The organism is Enterobacter sp. Taxon_2, from assembly GCF_058355295.1.
This window is the reverse complement of sequence record NZ_CM178024.1, coordinates 1,277,677-1,296,141: the sequence shown is the minus strand read 5'-3', so window position 1 is coordinate 1,296,141 and position 18,465 is coordinate 1,277,677. Positions and strand designations below refer to the sequence as shown.

At 53.1% G+C, this 18,465-nt stretch carries 15 protein-coding genes and 7 tRNA genes; 16 read left to right on the top strand and 6 right to left on the bottom strand.

The window, feature by feature from the left end:
- Positions 1 to 10: 10 nt before the first annotated feature.
- Positions 11 to 1,651: a phosphoglucomutase (alpha-D-glucose-1,6-bisphosphate-dependent) gene (pgm, locus tag AC4IC4_RS06050; RefSeq protein WP_032649535.1), complete on the bottom strand. Its 1,641-nt coding sequence runs from the start codon at positions 1,649 to 1,651 to the stop codon at positions 11 to 13.
- Between the two features lie 24 nt (positions 1,652 to 1,675).
- Positions 1,676 to 2,224, bottom strand: coding sequence for a replication initiation negative regulator SeqA (seqA, locus tag AC4IC4_RS06045; protein ID WP_008501070.1), 549 nt, complete (start codon positions 2,222 to 2,224; stop codon positions 1,676 to 1,678).
- A 183-nt stretch (positions 2,225 to 2,407) separates the two neighbouring features.
- Here seqA and ybfF point away from each other — a divergent pair, with 183 nt between their 5' ends.
- The 4 genes from ybfF (at position 2,408) to fur (ending at position 5,020) form a co-directional block, all read left to right on the top strand.
- Positions 2,408 to 3,181 (top strand): esterase, encoded by a 774-nt coding sequence (gene ybfF / locus AC4IC4_RS06040; RefSeq protein ID WP_024908815.1) that lies wholly within the window; start codon positions 2,408 to 2,410, stop codon positions 3,179 to 3,181.
- 128 nt (positions 3,182 to 3,309) lie between these two features.
- Positions 3,310 to 3,597 (top strand): LexA regulated protein, encoded by a 288-nt coding sequence (ybfE, locus tag AC4IC4_RS06035; protein WP_024908816.1) that lies wholly within the window; start codon positions 3,310 to 3,312, stop codon positions 3,595 to 3,597.
- Between the two features lie 155 nt (positions 3,598 to 3,752).
- The gene (gene fldA, locus AC4IC4_RS06030) at positions 3,753 to 4,283 is read left to right on the top strand and encodes a flavodoxin FldA (RefSeq protein ID WP_008501067.1); all 531 of its coding nucleotides are present in this window, start codon (positions 3,753 to 3,755) and stop codon (positions 4,281 to 4,283) included.
- Positions 4,284 to 4,573: 290 nt separating this feature from the next.
- The gene (gene fur, locus AC4IC4_RS06025) at positions 4,574 to 5,020 is read left to right on the top strand and encodes a ferric iron uptake transcriptional regulator (protein ID WP_023310771.1); all 447 of its coding nucleotides are present in this window, start codon (positions 4,574 to 4,576) and stop codon (positions 5,018 to 5,020) included.
- Between the two features lie 97 nt (positions 5,021 to 5,117).
- Here the strand turns inward: fur and chiQ are convergent, their stop codons facing one another.
- From chiQ to nagE, 4 genes are all read right to left on the bottom strand, one after another.
- The gene (chiQ, locus tag AC4IC4_RS06020; protein WP_267217789.1) at positions 5,118 to 5,447 is read right to left on the bottom strand and encodes a ChiQ/YbfN family lipoprotein; all 330 of its coding nucleotides are present in this window, start codon (positions 5,445 to 5,447) and stop codon (positions 5,118 to 5,120) included.
- A gap of 47 nt (positions 5,448 to 5,494) precedes the next feature.
- Positions 5,495 to 6,892 carry a chitoporin ChiP gene (gene chiP, locus AC4IC4_RS06015; RefSeq protein WP_032649540.1) on the bottom strand — a complete coding sequence of 466 codons (1,398 nt, stop codon included), beginning with the start codon at positions 6,890 to 6,892 and terminating at the stop codon, positions 5,495 to 5,497.
- Between the two features lie 447 nt (positions 6,893 to 7,339).
- Positions 7,340 to 9,007: a glutamine--tRNA ligase gene (glnS, locus tag AC4IC4_RS06010; protein WP_032649541.1), complete on the bottom strand. Its 1,668-nt coding sequence runs from the start codon at positions 9,005 to 9,007 to the stop codon at positions 7,340 to 7,342.
- Between the two features lie 169 nt (positions 9,008 to 9,176).
- Entirely contained in the window at positions 9,177 to 11,198 is a 2,022-nt protein-coding gene (nagE, locus tag AC4IC4_RS06005) for an N-acetylglucosamine-specific PTS transporter subunit IIBC (protein ID WP_024907027.1), read from the bottom strand.
- A gap of 329 nt (positions 11,199 to 11,527) precedes the next feature.
- On the opposite strand from nagE, the gene nagB reads away from it, so the two are divergent.
- From nagB to AC4IC4_RS05945, 12 genes are all read left to right on the top strand, one after another.
- The gene (gene nagB / locus AC4IC4_RS06000; RefSeq protein ID WP_491472351.1) at positions 11,528 to 12,328 is read left to right on the top strand and encodes a glucosamine-6-phosphate deaminase; all 801 of its coding nucleotides are present in this window, start codon (positions 11,528 to 11,530) and stop codon (positions 12,326 to 12,328) included.
- Between the two features lie 55 nt (positions 12,329 to 12,383).
- The gene (nagA, locus tag AC4IC4_RS05995) at positions 12,384 to 13,532 is read left to right on the top strand and encodes an N-acetylglucosamine-6-phosphate deacetylase (RefSeq protein ID WP_491472350.1); all 1,149 of its coding nucleotides are present in this window, start codon (positions 12,384 to 12,386) and stop codon (positions 13,530 to 13,532) included.
- 8 nt (positions 13,533 to 13,540) lie between these two features.
- Positions 13,541 to 14,761 carry a DNA-binding transcriptional regulator NagC gene (nagC, locus tag AC4IC4_RS05990; protein WP_024907025.1) on the top strand — a complete coding sequence of 407 codons (1,221 nt, stop codon included), beginning with the start codon at positions 13,541 to 13,543 and terminating at the stop codon, positions 14,759 to 14,761.
- Between the two features lie 45 nt (positions 14,762 to 14,806).
- The gene (gene nagD, locus AC4IC4_RS05985) at positions 14,807 to 15,559 is read left to right on the top strand and encodes a ribonucleotide monophosphatase NagD (RefSeq protein ID WP_023310763.1); all 753 of its coding nucleotides are present in this window, start codon (positions 14,807 to 14,809) and stop codon (positions 15,557 to 15,559) included.
- A 249-nt stretch (positions 15,560 to 15,808) separates the two neighbouring features.
- The gene (gene asnB, locus AC4IC4_RS05980) at positions 15,809 to 17,473 is read left to right on the top strand and encodes an asparagine synthase B (protein ID WP_014069343.1); all 1,665 of its coding nucleotides are present in this window, start codon (positions 15,809 to 15,811) and stop codon (positions 17,471 to 17,473) included.
- Positions 17,474 to 17,699: 226 nt separating this feature from the next.
- Positions 17,700 to 17,776: transfer RNA gene (locus AC4IC4_RS05975), tRNA-Met, on the top strand.
- An 8-nt stretch (positions 17,777 to 17,784) separates the two neighbouring features.
- Positions 17,785 to 17,869 (top strand) — tRNA-Leu (locus tag AC4IC4_RS05970).
- A 23-nt stretch (positions 17,870 to 17,892) separates the two neighbouring features.
- Positions 17,893 to 17,967 (top strand) — tRNA-Gln (locus AC4IC4_RS05965).
- A gap of 32 nt (positions 17,968 to 17,999) precedes the next feature.
- Positions 18,000 to 18,074: transfer RNA gene (locus AC4IC4_RS05960), tRNA-Gln, on the top strand.
- 17 nt (positions 18,075 to 18,091) lie between these two features.
- A tRNA-Met gene (locus AC4IC4_RS05955) sits at positions 18,092 to 18,168 on the top strand.
- Positions 18,169 to 18,209: 41 nt separating this feature from the next.
- Positions 18,210 to 18,284: transfer RNA gene (locus AC4IC4_RS05950), tRNA-Gln, on the top strand.
- Between the two features lie 37 nt (positions 18,285 to 18,321).
- Positions 18,322 to 18,396 (top strand) — tRNA-Gln (locus AC4IC4_RS05945).
- Positions 18,397 to 18,465 lie beyond the last annotated feature (69 nt).

The window sequence follows — 18,465 nt, the reverse complement described above, 5'->3', positions numbered from 1 at the left end:
CAAACCGCACTTACGCGTTTTTCAGCACTTCGCTGACAATCTCTACCGCTTCTTTCTCAATCTGCTGACGGTGCTCAGCGCCGAGGAAACTTTCGCAATAGATTTTATACGCATCTTCCGTACCGGATGGACGCGCGGCAAACCAGCCGTTTTCGGTCATCACTTTCAGCCCACCAATGGAGGCACCGTTGCCCGGTGCCGCCGTCAGACGTGCGGTGATCGGATCGCCCGCCAGGGTGCTTGCGCTGACCATCTCCGGAGAGAGTTTGGACAGGGCCGCTTTCTGAGCTGACGTCGCGCTGGCCTGAATACGGTTATAGCTTGGTGCACCAAAGCGTGCCGCCAGATCATTGTAATGTTCCTGCGGGTTTTTACCGGTGACCGCGGTGATTTCCGCCGCCAGCAGGCACATGATGATGCCGTCTTTATCGGTTGACCATGGCGTGCCGTCGAAACGCAGGAAAGAGGCCCCCGCGCTCTCTTCACCACCGAAACCAAAGCTGCCGTCGTGCAGACCGTCAACGAACCATTTGAAGCCCACCGGCACTTCCACCAGCTTGCGGCCCAGCGCCTCGACCACGCGATCGATCATCGCCGAGGAAACCAGCGTTTTACCGACGGCCACCTCTTTGCCCCACTGCGGACGGTGCTGGAACAGGTAGTTGATCGCCACAGCCAGATAGTGGTTCGGGTTCATCAGCCCGGCAGGGGTGACGATACCGTGACGGTCATAATCCGGGTCGTTCGCAAACGCCAGATCGAATTTATCACGCAGCGCCAGCAGGCCCGCCATTGCGCACTCGGAAGAGCAGTCCATGCGGATCGCGCCGTCTTTATCCAGGTGCATAAAGCGGAAGGTCTGATCGACGTGATCGTTCACGATGGTCAGATCCAGCTTGTAATGCTCGGCGATACGCTTCCAGTATTCGATACCAGAGCCGCCCAGCGGATCCACGCCCAGCTTCAGGCCAGCTTTCTGAATGGCCGCCATATCGACGATATCCGCCAGACCTTCCACGAACGGCTGAACCAGATCCTGCTCTTTTACGTGGCCGGACGCCATGGCCGCATCCAGAGAGATGCGCTTCACGCCTTTCAGACCGTCGGCCAGCAAGGCGTTCGCACGATCTTCAACCACTTTGGTGACGTTGGTGTCGGCCGGGCCACCGTTAGGCGGGTTGTATTTGATGCCACCGTCTTCCGGCGGGTTGTGGGATGGCGTGATAACGATACCGTCAGCCAGCGCGCCACCTTTTTTGTTGTGTACCAGGATAGCGTTAGAGACCGCAGGTGTTGGGGTGAAGCCATTGTTCTCCTGAACAATGACATCGACGCCGTTTGCAGCCAGCACTTCCACAACAGAGATGAACGCCGGTTCAGACAGGGCATGGGTATCTTTCCCCACGTAGCACGGACCGGTAACGCCGTTTTTAGCGCGCTCTTCCGCAATGGCCTGAGCAATGGCCAGAATGTGCGGTTCGTTAAAGCTGTGGCGCGCCGCGCTGCCGCGGTGACCAGATGTACCAAACTTCACTGCGTGTTCTGCGTTGCCCACGACCGGCTTCAGCACGTAATACTGCGCGGTCAGCTGAGCGACGTTAATCAAATCGCTTTGTTGTGCAGGTTGGCCTGCACGGCTGTGATTTGCCATTACCGGGTCCTTCTGATGCAAGGGTTAAATTGTACCGCAAACCTTTTCAATCAATTCCGCCGGGAACTGCATGGACTGCATGATGTGTTCAATCATGCTGCACTTGCGGCCCGTATTGGTATTGGTGATCACCCAGTATGGGGTGCCAGGAACATGTTTGGGTTTGGTTTGATTGCCATTTTGCAGCAGCGTCTGCTCGTCGCCCGCGAAATAGACGCGAGTACGACCGTGCAGCGACTCGGTCGCTTCAGCAAACGCTTTGTTATCCAGTGAATAAAGTGTAGACAGCACCAGCATAAAGCGGTTAACCGCCTTTTTCTGCTCCGCGTATTCATCGGAGAGCAGCAGCTCGCGCATCGCGCGCACTTTATCTTTTGCCGGCGTCACGGCAGGTTTTGCTTGTGCAACAACGCTTGGCTGAGACACGACATCTTTGGTGACTGGGGTAGCAGGCTGTGAAGCGGCGGAAATTTTAAGCATACGCCGTAAAATGTCGGACGCGCTCTCCCCGATATGCCGCGTCTGGCTGGCAATATACTGATAGAGTTCGTCATCAACTTCGATTGTTTTCATCTTAATCCAGTGCGATATCTTATCTGAATACAAGTCATTGGGATTATAAGGTCAAATCCCAACAGCGGATAGCGTCAAACCAGGTTGGCGGCAAAAGTCAGATTAAACTGGAACCTTGCAGCCGGGCGGCAGAATGGTCAACATGATACCCTAACCTGACATACGTAAAAAAAGAACTTTGCCATGAAATTGAATACCCGAGCGCAAACTGCACAATCGCCGAACAATAATTCTCCCATCGTACTGGTTCACGGGCTTTTTGGCAGCCTGGATAACCTGGGCGTGCTGGCACGCGATCTGGTTACCGACCACGATATTTTACAGGTCGATATGCGCAATCACGGTCTTTCCGGGCGTTCCGACGAGATGACCTACGCGGCGATGGCGCAGGATCTGCTGGATACGCTGGATGCACATAGCCTGCAGAAGGTAACGCTGATCGGGCATTCAATGGGTGGTAAAGCGGTGATGGCCCTAACGGCACTGGCCCCGGACCGTATTAGCGGCCTGGTGGTAATTGACGTCGCGCCCGTGGATTATGACGTCCGTCGTCACGACGAGATTTTTGCCGCCATTAATGCGGTCACAGAAGCGGGTGTCGCGACACGCCAACAGGCGGCTGCCGTCATGCGTGAGCATCTTGATGAAGAAGGCGTCGTGCAGTTCCTGCTGAAGTCGTTTGTTGACGGACAATGGCGTTTTAACGTGCCGGTGCTCTGGGACCAGTACAACAACATCGTGGGCTGGAAAACCGTCCCCGCCTGGCCGCACCCTACCCTCTTTATTCGCGGCGGAAACTCGCCTTACGTAACCGACGCGTACCGCGACACGCTGCTGGCCCAATTCCCGCAGGCTCGCGCCCACGTTATTGCCGGTGCCGGGCACTGGGTGCATGCGGAAAAACCTGACGCCGTGCTGCGCGCCATTCGCCGCTATCTTGCTGATACTGCAAATTGATTAAAAAGAAAGCGACTGGAAGGCTGCAGGCGTCCAGTCGTTGGCGTGCCGTTTTTGGTGATGTATGATGGCGCGCTTATCGCCCGGGCATTAGCAGGGCGGCGTGTTTCCCCCGAAGTCTCAGAATCATGGCCAAAGAACAAACGGACCGTACGACACTAGATCTGTTCGCGAATGAGCGTCGCCCGGGACGACCCAAGACGAATCCGCTTTCGCGCGATGAACAGCTGCGTATCAATAAACGCAACCAGCTTAAACGCGATAAAAATCGTGGGCTTAAGCGTGTCGAACTGAAGCTTAACGCCGACGCCGTCGATGCGCTGAACGAGCTGGCCGACGCGCGAAATATCAGCCGCAGCGAACTCATTGAAGAGATGTTGATCGCGCAGCTTGAGACGTTACGCGGCCAGGCATAAGTCTGAAAATCCTCTTTATCACCCTTTTCATGTAGCACAGAGTGCAGTCCTGCGCGATAGCTGTTTCCGCAGGGTTGCCAGTTCTGCTATTATTGCCCTTATCCGTGGCCGAATTGCGCCACCATACTATTAAGTTTCAAGAGGTTATTTTACTCATGGCAATCATCGGCATTTTCTTTGGCAGTGATACCGGCAATACCGAAAATATCGCAAAAAACATTCAAAAACAGCTCGGTAAAGACGTTGCTGATGTGCATGACATCGCCAAGAGCAGCAAAGAAGATCTGGAAGGCTATGACATTCTGCTGCTGGGTATCCCAACCTGGTACTACGGTGAAGCCCAGTGCGACTGGGATGATTTCTTCCCGACGCTGGAAGAAGTCGACTTCAACGGTAAGCTGGTCGCCCTGTTTGGCTGTGGCGATCAGGAAGACTACGCCGAATACTTCTGTGACGCGCTGGGCACCATCCGCGACATCATTGAGCCGAATGGCGCGGTTATTGTAGGCCACTGGCCGACCGCCGGTTACCACTTCGAAGCGTCTAAAGGCCTGGCCGATGACGATCACTTCGTGGGGCTGGCCATCGATGAAGACCGTCAGCCAGAACTGACCGCCGAGCGTGTTGAGAAGTGGGTGAAGCAGATCCGTGAAGAACTGCACCTGGACGATATTCTGAACGCCTGATTTTTTCGCGGCGCAACCGCGGTTGCGCCCATGCCCCAGGTCAAACCGATTAAATTAATCGCTACAATCTTTTAACTTTTTCGCCCAGACCTGTACAATGTCTCCCTGATAAAATGTGGTTTTCCATTGAGCAAGTTTGTTGGTGATACCCCATTTTTATAAGCATATTTTGCCTGAGACTTGCAGTTTTCATTTAGCCATGGCAGTTCTATAATGAGACGCATTATCCCAGGTGCATTTTCTGTCACTTCCTACAGAAGTGAATCGTTTAGCAACAGGACAGATTCCGCATGACTGACAACAATACCGCATTAAAGAAGGCTGGCCTGAAAGTTACGCTTCCTCGGTTAAAAATCCTTGAAGTGCTTCAGGGTCCAGACAATCACCATGTCAGTGCGGAAGACCTTTATAAACGTCTTATCGACATGGGTGAAGAGATTGGGCTGGCTACCGTCTATCGCGTGCTGAACCAGTTTGATGACGCGGGCATTGTTACCCGTCATAATTTTGAAGGCGGTAAATCTGTTTTCGAACTGACCCAGCAGCAGCACCACGATCACCTGATCTGCCTCGATTGCGGCAAGGTCATTGAATTCAGCGATGATTCCATCGAATCACGCCAGCGTGAAATCGCCGCGCGTCATGGCATCCGCCTGACCAACCACAGCCTGTACCTTTACGGTCATTGCGCTGAAGGCGATTGCCGCGAAGACGACCACGCGCACGACGCGAAATAAACAAGTGTTCATATTCTGAGCCAGCCGTAAGGTTGGCTTTTTTTTTGCCTAAAAAAATGCCCGGTAGCGCAGCGCCACCGGGCATGATAACAACGAGTTACTTACTGTTATTACTTCGAATTTCTTTCCAAATCTGGTCGCAACGCTTCGCCACTTCCTGATCGTTGCCGGTTTTACGCGCCTGGATACAGGCCTGGTAATCCATTACGCGGACATTTTCCTGCGTCGCGAACTGCTCATGCGCTTTCTCTTTCTTCAGCACGTTTAGCACGCTCTGGCAGGCTTCAATTTTCTCCGGCGAACCTTCCGCAGTATTAATGCAGGCGCTATACGCCTCCTTCAGGCGGGAGTCCTCTTTTGGTGCCTGAGTCTGAGCACACCCCACCAGCCCTGATGCCAGCAACGCGACAACTACGATTTTTTTCATCATATACAGTCTCCATACCGGCGGGACTCAGCCCGCCGGTGCGTTTATCAGAAGATGGTGAATGGGGCGATAACCATGAATTTCACGTCACGTTCATCCTGGAAGATGTTGCCGTAACCGCCCGCATAGCTCGGGATATCGGAGTGGTTGTCATACTGGGTGAAGTGCAGTTTGAACATCGTGCCTTTCGCGCGGCCATCCTGCAGGGTATAGATTGCATCCAGACTGTAGGAAGACTCTTTCAGACGATAGTTTGGATCGTAGTAAGCATCCGGTGTTGCCATGTCGGCAGGTTTTGCGTCCCAGGCGTAAGCGTAAGAAGCGCCCACCGCCCAGCCAGGCAGGTTCCAGTTTTTCAGATCGTACATTGCACCGAAGAAGACCGCTTTCTCGCCGTCGGCGTTGAAGTCTGAGCGGTTATCCCACCAGATATCAAGACGGCCGTTGGAGGAGGCGTAGGTCGGAGTCATACGCTGCAGGAAGTAGCCCTGCTGCCCTTCCGCCTTCACCCATGTGCCTTCCAGACGCAAATCAACCTGGCCAACCTTGTAGCCGAAGGTGAGTGCCTGCAGCCACGCGGTGCCGTCATAAATGTCATTGACCCCACCGTTACTGACTTTATCGCGCGTACCGTAGAACTGGTAGCTGGTACTCAGCGGGCTACCCGCGACATCAAACTTATAGCTGGCTTTGGCAAAGTACTGATCGATATAGCCTTGTGCCTGACCAAATGCCGCTTCAAGCACCAGATCGTTTTTGAAGTCGTATTTCGCGCCCAGCGAGTGCAGGTAATCGACTTTGGTTTTTTTATCGTTCTGGTAGAACTTGTCCATCTCGATATGCCACGGCGCTTTGTACTCGTTGGTCCACATATAGGAGAAGCTCAACGCACCCGCATCACCGTAGTCAAAGTTAGCTCCCGCTTCCGCACCCTGATAGGTACCCGGCATAAAGCTCCAGTGCGGTGCTAACAGGGTCTGGCCAGTAGGCTGAATATAACCGCCGCGCGCCCATACCGGACCGTATTTAAATTTCGCAGCGGCTTTGTAAAGGCTTATACCGCTCTTATCCCCGGACCAGTCTTCATCATAGGCTTTGTTGCTGGAGGAGAAGGCGATTTCGTTCGGGTGGCCGCTGTCGCCGTTTTCCGCCATTTCAATCGCGGTGAACGCAGCAATATCCAGACCGAACATATCCGCGGCATAGCCTGACTGGAAGTCCAGGTTGGCGTTCCAGGTGGAGTGAGAAAGGTTGGTTTTGTATTTATCTTCAGTGACGTCTTTACGGTCACGCTCACGCTGCCAGTAATAAATACCGCCCGTGAGGGTAGAATCTTCGATGAAACCCGCTGCTTTTGCCTCTGGCGCAATCACCAGGCCCGACATTGCTGTCACACCGGCAATAGCCAGCGCCAGCGCACTACGTTTGCCACTGAACGTACGCATAGATTATTCCTCTTTGACGAATTAAAACGCCTGAAACGGCGTAAATAAAAAAGACCAAATGGTCAGGGGTAGTTTTAAATACCCTCGAATTAACTACCGTCTTTAGGTTATTTTTCGCGACGCGAATTATCAATGCTTTTTAGCGGACAAAAGTCAGGATTATGACGAAGTGCACATAATTGGTAGTGCTTTGTAACATTTACGGGAAGGCGAGGAATGACGGGGAATTATCAGGTATTTCAGTGGGTAGACGTAGTATCTCTTTCCTTTTATGTAACATTTTTGATTTTCGCAATGGCACAAACTTTTTTTTAAAAAATAAGTAGCACCTCATTGACCTGATATTTTCATGACACCTCTTTAGGCCCTGGCTTAATACCCTGATCGTTAAATAAAAAAAACGCCGCACAGTGCGGCGTTTGTTTCTCATTGACCAGAGCAGCAATATTATTCGCCGATCTTCGTCCAGGTATCACGCAGACCTACAGTACGGTTAAATACTGGTTTTTCCGCGGTGCTGTAACGGCTGTCCAGGCAGAAGTAACCTTCACGTTCGAACTGGAACGCTTTGCCCGCTTCAGCGGCTTTCAGAGAAGGTTCCGCATAACCCTGCTTGATTACCAGCGATTCCGGGTTGATGGTCGCCAGGAAGTCTTCCGCCGCACCCGGGTTAGGCACGCTGAACAGACGATCGTACAGACGAATTTCTACCGGCAGCGCGTGGGATGCGCTCACCCAGTGGATAACGCCCTTCACTTTACGGCCGTCAGCAGGATCTTTGCTCAGCGTTTCAGCGTCATAAGAACAGAAGATGGTGGTGATATTCCCTTCCGCATCTTTTTCAACGCGCTCGGCTTTGATGACGTAAGCATTACGCAGACGCACTTCTTTACCCAGCACCAGACGCTTGTACTGCTTGTTGGCTTCTTCGCGGAAGTCAGCGCGGTCAATCCAGATCTCGCCGCTGAACGGCACGTCACGGCTTCCCATTTCCGGTTTGTTCGGATGGTTAGGCATGGAGACCAGCTCGCTTTCACCCTGCGGATAGTTTTCGATGACCAGTTTCACCGGGTCGATAACCGCCATCGCGCGCGGGGCGTTTTCGTTGAGATCTTCACGAATGCAGGATTCCAGGGAAGCCATCTCAATGGTGTTATCCTGCTTGGTCACGCCGATACGTTTGCAGAACTCACGAATAGACGCGGCAGTGTAACCACGACGACGCAGACCAGAAATGGTAGGCATACGCGGGTCATCCCAGCCCTCAACGTGCTTGTCGGTCACCAGCAGGTTCAGCTTACGCTTGGACATCACGGTGTATTCCAGATTCAGACGAGAGAACTCGTACTGGCGCGGATGCACAGGAATGGTGATGTTATCCAGCACCCAGTCGTACAGACGACGGTTGTCCTGGAACTCCAGCGTACACAGGGAGTGAGTAATACCTTCCAGCGCATCGCTGATGCAGTGGGTGAAGTCGTACATCGGGTAGATGCACCACTTGTTACCGGTCTGGTGGTGTTCTGCGAACTTGATGCGGTACAGCACCGGATCGCGCATCACGATGAACGGAGACGCCATGTCGATTTTGGCACGCAGGCACGCTTTGCCTTCTTCGAAGCCGCCGGCACGCATTTTTTCAAACAGCGCCAGGTTCTCTTCCACGCTGCGATCGCGGAACGGGCTGTTTTTGCCCGGCGCGGTCAGCGTACCGCGGTATTCGCGGATTTCGTCAGCAGACAGTTCGTCGACATACGCCAGACCTTTATTGATCAGTTCTACTGCATAGGCGTACAGCTGATCGAAATAGTCAGAGGAGTAGCAGATATCGCCAGACCAGTTGAAGCCCAGCCACTGCACGTCGTTCTTAATGGACTCAACGTATTCGATGTCTTCTTTTACTGGGTTGGTGTCATCGAAACGCAGGTTGCACTGGCCCTGGTAGTCCTGGGCAATGCCAAAGTTCAGGCAGATAGATTTTGCATGCCCGATGTGCAGGTAGCCGTTCGGCTCCGGCGGGAAACGGGTATGGATTGTGGTGTGCTTACCACTGGCCAGATCTTCATCGATGATCTGACGAATAAAGTTACTCGGGCGGGCTTCTGCCTCACTCATCGTGGATTCCTCAAAGCGTAAACAACGTATAACGGCGTATGATCTTATAAGCCGGACGTAGTGACAACCCTTAAAACGTCTCTGAAGAAAATAATGGGGGCATTTGCTGCAAAAAAAAGCGGCGGAGGATATCCCCCGCCGCTTAAGGCATGACTCTACTCAGGAGCGATTACTTGCCTTTAATCTCATACAGCGGTGTTTGACCCGCAACAACCTGACCTTTCGCCTGGATAACCAGACCGCTGAAGTCGTCAATGTTGCTGCAAACCACCGGGCTTATCATGGAGCGTGCGTTGGCGTTCAGGAAGTCCAGATCCATTTCCAGAATCGGCTGCCCTGCCACCACTTCAGCGCCCTCTTCCACCAGGCGAGTAAAGCCCTGACCGTTCAGCGCAACGGTATCGATACCCATATGGACAACGATCTCCGCACCATTTTCGGTTTCGAGGCAGAACGCGTGGTTGGTGTTGAAGATTTTCACGATGGTACCGGCCGCCGGAGACACAACGGTTTTTTCCGTTGGTTTCACCGCCACACCGTCACCGACCGCTTTGCTGGCGAAGGCTTCGTCAGGCACTTGCTCAATCGCAACGACTTCACCGGTTACCGGTGAAACCAGCGCGGCTACCGTTTTGGCGTTGGGTACTGCCTGCGGTTTTGCAGCCGCTGGCGCGGCGGCAGGTGCGGCAGAAGCTTCTGCTGCGGCTACCGGACCGGTGGTTTTCATGGCGTTAGCAATTTTCTCTGCCACGAAGCCAACGATAATCTGCACGCTGGTTTTGTTCAGGCGGATAACACCTGAAGCACCCAGACGTTTGGCCAGCGCTTCGTTCACCAGGGAAGAATCTTTCACGTTCAGACGCAGACGGGTGATACAGGCGTCGATACCGGTCAGGTTGTCAGAACCGCCAACAGCGGCGATGTATTGACGCGCCAGACCTGAAACGTCCTGATCCTGAGCACCGCTCACGTTCACATCCTGACCATCCGCTTCGCTACCGGCCACGGCCAGCTCACGACCCGGGGTCATCAGGTTGAATTTGGTGATAGTGAAACGGAACACCATGTAGTAGATCGCGAAGAACACCAGACCTTGTGGAATCAGCATCCACCAGTGGGTCGCCAGCGGGTTACGGGAAGAAAGCACCATATCCACCAGACCCGCACTGAAGCCGAAACCAGCAATCCAGTGCATGCTGGCAGCGATGAACACGGAGATACCGGTCAGGACAGCGTGGATCACATACAGAACTGGCGCCACGAACATGAAGGAGAACTCCAGCGGCTCGGTGATACCGGTGAAGAAGGCCGCGAACGCCCCCGCCATCATGATACCCAGCACTTTCGCTTTGTTCTCTGGACGCGCGCAGTGGTAGATAGCCAGCGCAGCTCCCGGCAGACCAAACATCATGATCGGGAAGAAGCCAGCCTGGTAACGACCGGTGATACCGACAACCGCTTTACCTGCTTCGATGGACTGTGCACCACCCAGGAAGTTAGGAATATCGTTAATACCGGCAACATCGAACCAGAATACAGAGTTCAGCGCGTGGTGCAGACCGACCGGGATCAGCAGACGGTTGAAGAACGCGTACACGCCCGCACCGACAGAACCCAGTTTCTGGATGTGCTCACCGAAGTTCACCAGACCGTCGAAGATCATCGGCCAGACGTACATCATGATGAACGCAACAACGATCATCACAAACGAGGTCAGGATGGGGACCAGACGGCGGCCGCTAAAGAAGGAGAGCGCTTTTGGCAGCTCTACGCTGCTGAAGCGGTTATACAGTTCAGCGGAGATGATACCCACAAGGATACCGACAAACTGGTTACTGATCTTACCAAATGCCGCCGGAACCTGGTCCGCCGGGATTTTTTGGATCATGGCCACCGCTGCCGGTGAGCAGAGAGTGGTTAACACAAGGAAACCGACAAAACCGGTCAGCGCAGCGGCGCCGTCTTTGTCTTTGGACATACCATAAGCCACACCAATAGCAAACAACACGGACATGTTGTCGATAATGGCAGAGCCCGACTTGATAAAGAACGCCGCCAGCGCGCTGGTATTACCCCAGCCGTTGGGGTCGATCCAGTAGCCGACACCCATCAGGATGGCTGCGGCAGGCAGCGTGGCGACCGGCACCATCAGTGCGCGACCAACCTTTTGTAAATAACCTAGAATACTCACTTTCTTCCCCCTATGAGACCCCGTTTAAGGCATGTTCTCAGCTCTGTTTTTTTATTGTGTCACGAACTATAGATACAGTTGATGATTCACTGGCATTGTGAGTGTGTGAAAAATTAATTCGTATCGCAAATTAAACGCGTACTTTTTGTGATTTTTGTCACCAAATATCGTTATTCACCCTCCCTTATACTGGCTAACAGCGAAAACTTATTTTATCATTCAAAAAATCAAGACGGATTGATCCGGCCTGAAAGTTTCCAGGTTACGCTTAAGTATCAGGTTCCGATAGCCATCCGCCCACTCTTCTACTTTAACTCTCGAGGTGAACAATGAGACTGATTCCCCTGGCAACTGCTGAACAAGTTGGTAAATGGGCCGCTCGCCATATCGTAAACCGCATTAACGCATTCAAGCCGACTGCCGATCGTCCTTTCGTTCTTGGACTTCCAACAGGCGGCACGCCGCTGACAGCCTATAAGGCGCTGGTTGAGATGCATAAAGCAGGCCAGGTTAGCTTCAAACATGTTGTCACCTTCAATATGGATGAATACGTTGGCTTACCGAAAGACCACCCGGAAAGCTACCATAGCTTTATGCACCGCAATTTCTTTGATCACGTTGATATTCCATCTGAAAATATTAACCTGCTGAATGGAAACGCGCCGGATATTGACGCAGAATGCCGTCAGTATGAAGAAAAAATCCGTTCTTACGGTAAGATCCACCTGTTCATGGGTGGTGTAGGTAATGATGGTCATATCGCGTTTAACGAACCGGCGTCATCTCTGGCTTCCCGCACCCGTATTAAAACGCTGACCCATGACACGCGCGTGGCAAACTCCCGCTTCTTTGACGGCGATGTTAACCAGGTTCCAAAATACGCCCTGACCGTAGGCGTAGGCACCCTGCTGGATGCCGAAGAAGTGATGATTCTGGTGCTGGGCGGCGTGAAAGCGCAGGCGCTCCAGGCTGCCGTTGAAGGCAACGTTAACCATATGTGGACCATCAGCTGCCTGCAGCTGCATCCGAAATCCGTCATCATCTGTGACGAACCGTCCACGATGGAGCTGAAGGTAAAAACGCTGAAATACTTCAACGAGTTAGAAGCCGAGAATATCAAAGGTCTGTAATTGAATAACCGCCTCTTCATCAGGAGGCGGACGCTTTTTTTAACCGGGGGTCGTTATGTACGCTTTAACCCACGGTCGGATTTATACCGGCCATGAAATTCTGGATGACCATGCGATTGTTATCGCTGATGGCCTGATTGAACGTGTTTGCCCGCTGGCAGAACTGCCGCCGGAGATTGAACAGCGCTCACTCAATGGAGCAGTAATCTCCCCCGGTTTCATCGACGTTCAGCTCAACGGCTGCGGCGGTGTGCAATTCAATGATACCGCCGAAGCGGTAACGGTCGAAACGCTGGAGATCATGCAAAAAGCCAATGAGAAATCGGGCTGCACCAGCTATCTGCCAACGCTCATTACCAGCAGTGATGACCTCATGAAGCAGGGTATCCGTGTGATGCGTGAATATCTGGCCAAACATCCTAATCAGGCGCTGGGTCTGCACCTTGAAGGGCCATGGCTGAACATGGTCAAGAAAGGAACACATAACCCGAATTACGTGCGTAAGCCTGATGCGGAGCTGGTTGACTACATGTGTGCCAACGCCGATGTGATCACCAAAGTGACGCTGGCACCTGAAATGACGGGTACGGATGTCATCAACAAACTTGCTGCCGCCGGGATTATCGTTTCAGCCGGTCACTCAAACGCGACGCTGAAAGAAGCGAAAGCCGGTTTCCGCGCGGGCATTACCTTTGCGACGCACCTTTACAACGCCATGCCGTATATCACAGGCCGTGAACCGGGTCTGGTCGGGGCGATTCTGGATGAGCCAGACGTCTACTGCGGTATTATTGCTGACGGCTTACACGTTGATTACACCAACATTCGCAACGCTAAGCGGCTGAAAGGTGACAAGCTTTGTCTGGTGACGGATGCCACTGCACCGGCAGGTGCAAATATTGAGCAGTTCATTTTTGCCGGTAAAACAATATACTACCGCAATGGACTGTGTGTGGATGAAAACGGTACGCTGAGTGGTTCCTCTTTGACCATGATTGAAGGGGTGCGTAACCTGGTTGAGCATTGCGGGATTGCGCTTGATGAAGTCCTGCGTATGGCAACCCTTTATCCGGCTCGCGCAATGGGCGTGGATAAACAGCTAGGCGGAATTGCACCAGGTATGGTTGCAAACCTGACGGCATTCACACACGATTATAAAATTATTAAGACCATCGTTAATGGTAACGAGGTCGTCACTGAGTAAGTAAAAGTATGACACCTGGCGGACAAGCTCAAATCGGTAATGTCGATCTCGTTAAACAACTTAACAGTGCGGCGGTATATCGCCTGATTGACCAACACGGACCCATCTCGCGAATTCAGATAGCCGAACAAAGCCAGCTTGCACCCGCCAGCGTGACAAAAATTACCCGCCAGCTTATTGAGCGCGGTCTGATCAAAGAAGTCGATCAGCAGGCCTCCACCGGAGGCCGTCGCGCCATCTCCATTATTACTGAAACCCGTAATTTTCAGGCAATTGGCGTCCGTCTGGGCCGTCATGACACCACGCTCACGCTATACGATCTGAGCAGTAAAGCCATCGCGGAAGAGCACTACCCTCTTCCGGAGCGCACCCAGGAGACGCTGGAGCATGCGCTGCTGAATACCATCGCGCAGTTTATTGAAAGCTGTCAGCGCAAGATCCGCGAACTCATCGCTATCTCCGTAATTCTGCCCGGTCTGGTCGACCCGGAAAGCGGCGTGATCCGCTATATGCCGCACATTCCGGTTGAAAACTGGGGGCTGGTCGATGCGCTGGAAAAGCGTTTTAAAGTGACCTGCTTTGTGGGCCACGATATTCGCTCGCTGGCGCTGGCGGAGCACTACTTTGGTGCGAGTCAGGACTGTGAAGACTCTATTCTGGTGCGCGTTCACCGCGGAACGGGCGCGGGCATTATCTCTAACGGCCGTATTTTTATTGGTCGCAACGGTAACGTCGGTGAGATTGGCCACATTCAGGTTGAGCCCCTTGGGGAGCGCTGCCACTGCGGCAATTTCGGCTGTCTTGAAACCATCGCCGCCAACACGGCCATCGAGCAGCGCGTTCGCCATCTACTTGAACAGGGTTACCAAAGCCGCGTCACGCTGGACGACTGCAAAATAGGCACCATCTGCAAAGCCGCTAATAAAGGCGACGCGCTGGCCTGTGAAGTAATCGAGCAGGTGGGGCGCCATCTGGGGAAAACTATCGCCATCGCCATTAACCTGTTTAACCCACAAAAAGTGGTGATCGCCGGTGAAATTGTGGAAGCGGAAAAGGTGCTGCTCCCCGCGATTGAAGGCTGTATTAACACCCAGGCGCTGAAAGCATTCCGCCAGAATCTTCCGGTGGTTCGTTCAAAGCTTGACCATCGCTCGGCGATTGGCGCGTTCGCGCTGGTCAAACGCGCCATGCTCAACGGAATTCTGCTGCAGCATTTGCTGGAAAGTTGATCGGACCTTATAGTAACGCCTTCTTTTTTTAATGTCGGACTGTCCATGACCATTAAGAATGTAATTTGTGATATCGACGGCGTGCTGATGCACGACAACGTTGCCGTGCCGGGTGCTGCGGAGTTTCTTCACCGCATCATCGACAAAGGAATGCCTCTGGTTCTTCTCACGAACTACCCTTCTCAGACCGGTCAGGATCTGGCAAACCGCTTTGCCACGGCGGGTGTCGACGTCCCGGACAGCGTGTTTTATACCTCGGCGATGGCCACGGCGGATTTTCTGAAGCGCCAGGAAGGGAAAAAAGCCTACGTGGTGGGTGAAGGTGCGCTGATCCATGAGCTATACAAAGCGGGCTTTACCATCACCGACGTCAACCCGGACTTTGTGATTGTTGGCGAAACGCGATCCTTTAACTGGGAGATGATGCATAAAGCTGCATACTTTGTCGCCAGCGGTGCGCGCTTTATCGCCACCAACCCGGATACCCACGGCCGCGGTTTTTATCCGGCCTGCGGCGCGCTGTGTGCCGGTATCGAAAAAATCTCTGGTCGTCAGCCGTTCGTTGTCGGGAAACCGAGCCCGTGGATCATTCGTGCCGCGCTAAACAAAATGCAGGCCCACTCTGAAGAAACCGTTATTGTCGGCGACAACCTGCGCACCGATATTCTGGCCGGTTTCCAGGCGGGTCTGGAGACAATTCTGGTCCTCTCTGGCGTCTCTCAGCTTGATGACATTGATTCGATGCCGTTCCGGCCAAGCTGGATTTACCCCTCCGTCGACGAAATCGACATTATCTGATTCCGAACCACGCCTCAGGGCGTGGTTTTTTATTTTCTCGCCTGTAAAACACAACTGCATCTAACGAAAAAGCACTTTCATTGCATAATCATCAATAAAAGCGCTCACGACATATGCATTTTTCACAGATCGGCAACCGCCATTGCACTATTTACGTTTTCACCCGTAAAACGCTTGCGCGCCCTGCCCCTTTGCGGCATTTTCATAAGCAAGCAACATTACAAAGCAACAGGGTTAACGGAGAAGGTTATGTGTTCAATTTTTGGCGTACTGGATATTAAAACTGACGCAGGCGAACTGCGTAAAAAGGCACTCGAACTGTCCCGCCTGATGCGCCATCGCGGACCGGACTGGTCAGGCGTTTACGCCAGTGACAAAGCGATTCTGGCTCACGAACGTCTGTCTATTGTTGACGTCAACGCCGGTGCACAGCCGCTGTATAACGAGAAAAAAACGCACGCGCTGGCTGTCAACGGTGAGATCTACAACCACCAGGCGCTGCGCGCCGAATACGGCGACCGCTACGCGTTCCAGACCGGTTCTGACTGTGAAGTGATCCTGGCGCTGTATCAGGAGAAAGGGCCTGAGTTCCTGGACGACCTGCAGGGCATGTTCGCCTTCGCGCTGTACGACAGCGAAAAAGACGCTTACCTGATTGGCCGCGACCATATCGGCATTATCCCGCTGTACATGGGCCACGATGAGCATGGCAACTTCTACGTTGCTTCTGAAATGAAAGCCCTGGTACCGGTCTGCCGCACCATCAAAGAGTTCCCGGCAGGCAGCTACCTGTGGAGCAAAGACGGCGAGATCCGTCAATATTACCAGCGTGACTGGTTCGATTTCGACGCGGTAAAAGACAACGTCACGGACAAAGCCGAGCTGCGTCAGGCGCTGGAAGATTCCGTGAAAAGTCACCTGATGTCCGACGTGCCGTACGGCGTGCTGCTCTCTGGCGGTCTGGACTCCTCCGTGATCTCCGCGATCACCAAGAAATTCGCGGCCCGTCGCGTGGAAGATCAGGAGCGCTCAGAAGCCTGGTGGCCACAGCTGCACTCCTTTGCCGTGGGCCTGGAAGGCGCACCTGACCTGAAAGCCGCGCAGGAAGTGGCAAACCACCTGGGGACCGTGCACCATGAAATTCATTTCACCGTGCAGGAAGGTCTGGATGCGATCCGCGATGTGATCTATCACATTGAAACCTATGACGTGACCACCATCCGCGCCTCGACCCCGATGTACCTGATGTCACGTAAGATCAAAGCGATGGGCATCAAGATGGTGCTCTCCGGTGAAGGTTCTGACGAAGTGTTTGGCGGCTACCTGTACTTCCACAAAGCGCCGAATGCCAAAGAGCTGCACGAAGAGACCGTGCGCAAACTGCAGGCGCTGCACATGTTCGACTGTGCGCGTGCCAACAAAGCGATGTCCGCCTGGGGCGTGGAAGCGCGCGTGCCGTTCCTGGATAAGAAATTCCTCGACGTGGCGATGCGCATCAACCCGCAGGACAAGATGTGCGGCAACGGTAAAATGGAAAAACATATCCTGCGTGAATGTTTTGAATCCTACCTGCCGGCGAGCGTGGCGTGGCGTCAGAAAGAGCAGTTCTCTGATGGCGTAGGTTATAGCTGGATCGACACCCTGAAAGAGGTCGCGGCGAAACAGGTTTCTGACCAACAGCTGGAAACCGCAAGCTTCCGCTTCCCGTACAACACGCCGGGTTCGAAAGAAGCGTATCTTTACCGTGAAATTTTTGAAGAATTGTTCCCGGTACCAAGCGCTGCGGAGTGTGTGCCGGGTGGCCCGTCCGTCGCCTGCTCGTCTGCCAAAGCGATCGAATGGGATGAATCGTTCAAATCCATGAACGATCCGTCAGGACGTGCGGTAGGCGTTCACCAGTCAGCCTACAAATAATCGCGTATTTCATCATCAGGCCCTGCGGGGCCTGATTTTTTTTGCCCCGCTTTTGCACAGCTAAAAACGATTAATAACCAATAATTGCCGAATATTCGGTCACGCTGTTCGCAACCTAACCAAACAGTCACATTCCGGCTATTTTCGTTGAAAAAGGTGTTGACGCTGCAAGGGTCTATACGCATAATGCGCCCCGCAACGCCGATAAGGTAACGCGAAAAAAGATGGCTACGTAGCTCAGTTGGTTAGAGCACATCACTCATAATGATGGGGTCACAGGTTCGAATCCCGTCGTAGCCACCATCTTTTTTGCGGGAGTGGCGAAATTGGTAGACGCACCAGATTTAGGTTCTGGCGCCGCAAGGTGTGCGAGTTCAAGTCTCGCCTCCCGCACCATTCCCGGGTAAGCGTTGCACGGATGGGGTATCGCCAAGCGGTAAGGCACCGGTTTTTGATACCGGCATTCCCTGGTTCGAATCCAGGTACCCCAGCCATATTTCTTCGATTTTGCGGTTCTCCGCGGTATTGGGGTATCGCCAAGCGGTAAGGCACCGGTTTTTGATACCGGCATTCCCTGGTTCGAATCCAGGTACCCCAGCCATCGAAGATTGCAGTACTGGCTACGTAGCTCAGTTGGTTAGAGCACATCACTCATAATGATGGGGTCACAGGTTCGAATCCCGTCGTAGCCACCAAATTTAGATTATCGATGTTGTTCGGTAATGAAAAAAATTGTTGGGGTATCGCCAAGCGGTAAGGCACCGGATTCTGATTCCGGCATTCCGAGGTTCGAATCCTCGTACCCCAGCCAATTTAAAAAAGTCGTTAAGCAGTTTGTTTAACGCAATTGGGGTGTCGCCAAGCGGTAAGGCTCTGGTTTCTGATACCAGCATTCCGGGGTTCGAATCCCTGCACCCCAGCCACTTAGTAACAAAAAAGCCCGCTCTGCGGGCTTTTTTGTTTTTGTACAGAATTGTGCTGCCTGATGCCCT

Coding starts and splice junctions, on each gene's coding strand:
- pgm (WP_032649535.1), bottom strand. CDS start 1,651: ATGGCAAATCACAGCCGTGCAGGCCAACCTGCACAACAAAGCGATTTG.
- seqA (WP_008501070.1), bottom strand. CDS start 2,224: ATGAAAACAATCGAAGTTGATGACGAACTCTATCAGTATATTGCCAGC.
- ybfF (WP_024908815.1), top strand. CDS start 2,408: ATGAAATTGAATACCCGAGCGCAAACTGCACAATCGCCGAACAATAAT.
- ybfE (WP_024908816.1), top strand. CDS start 3,310: ATGGCCAAAGAACAAACGGACCGTACGACACTAGATCTGTTCGCGAAT.
- fldA (WP_008501067.1), top strand. CDS start 3,753: ATGGCAATCATCGGCATTTTCTTTGGCAGTGATACCGGCAATACCGAA.
- fur (WP_023310771.1), top strand. CDS start 4,574: ATGACTGACAACAATACCGCATTAAAGAAGGCTGGCCTGAAAGTTACG.
- chiQ (WP_267217789.1), bottom strand. CDS start 5,447: ATGAAAAAAATCGTAGTTGTCGCGTTGCTGGCATCAGGGCTGGTGGGG.
- chiP (WP_032649540.1), bottom strand. CDS start 6,892: ATGCGTACGTTCAGTGGCAAACGTAGTGCGCTGGCGCTGGCTATTGCC.
- glnS (WP_032649541.1), bottom strand. CDS start 9,007: ATGAGTGAGGCAGAAGCCCGCCCGAGTAACTTTATTCGTCAGATCATC.
- nagB (WP_491472351.1), top strand. CDS start 11,528: ATGAGACTGATTCCCCTGGCAACTGCTGAACAAGTTGGTAAATGGGCC.
- nagA (WP_491472350.1), top strand. CDS start 12,384: ATGTACGCTTTAACCCACGGTCGGATTTATACCGGCCATGAAATTCTG.
- nagC (WP_024907025.1), top strand. CDS start 13,541: ATGACACCTGGCGGACAAGCTCAAATCGGTAATGTCGATCTCGTTAAA.
- nagD (WP_023310763.1), top strand. CDS start 14,807: ATGACCATTAAGAATGTAATTTGTGATATCGACGGCGTGCTGATGCAC.
- asnB (WP_014069343.1), top strand. CDS start 15,809: ATGTGTTCAATTTTTGGCGTACTGGATATTAAAACTGACGCAGGCGAA.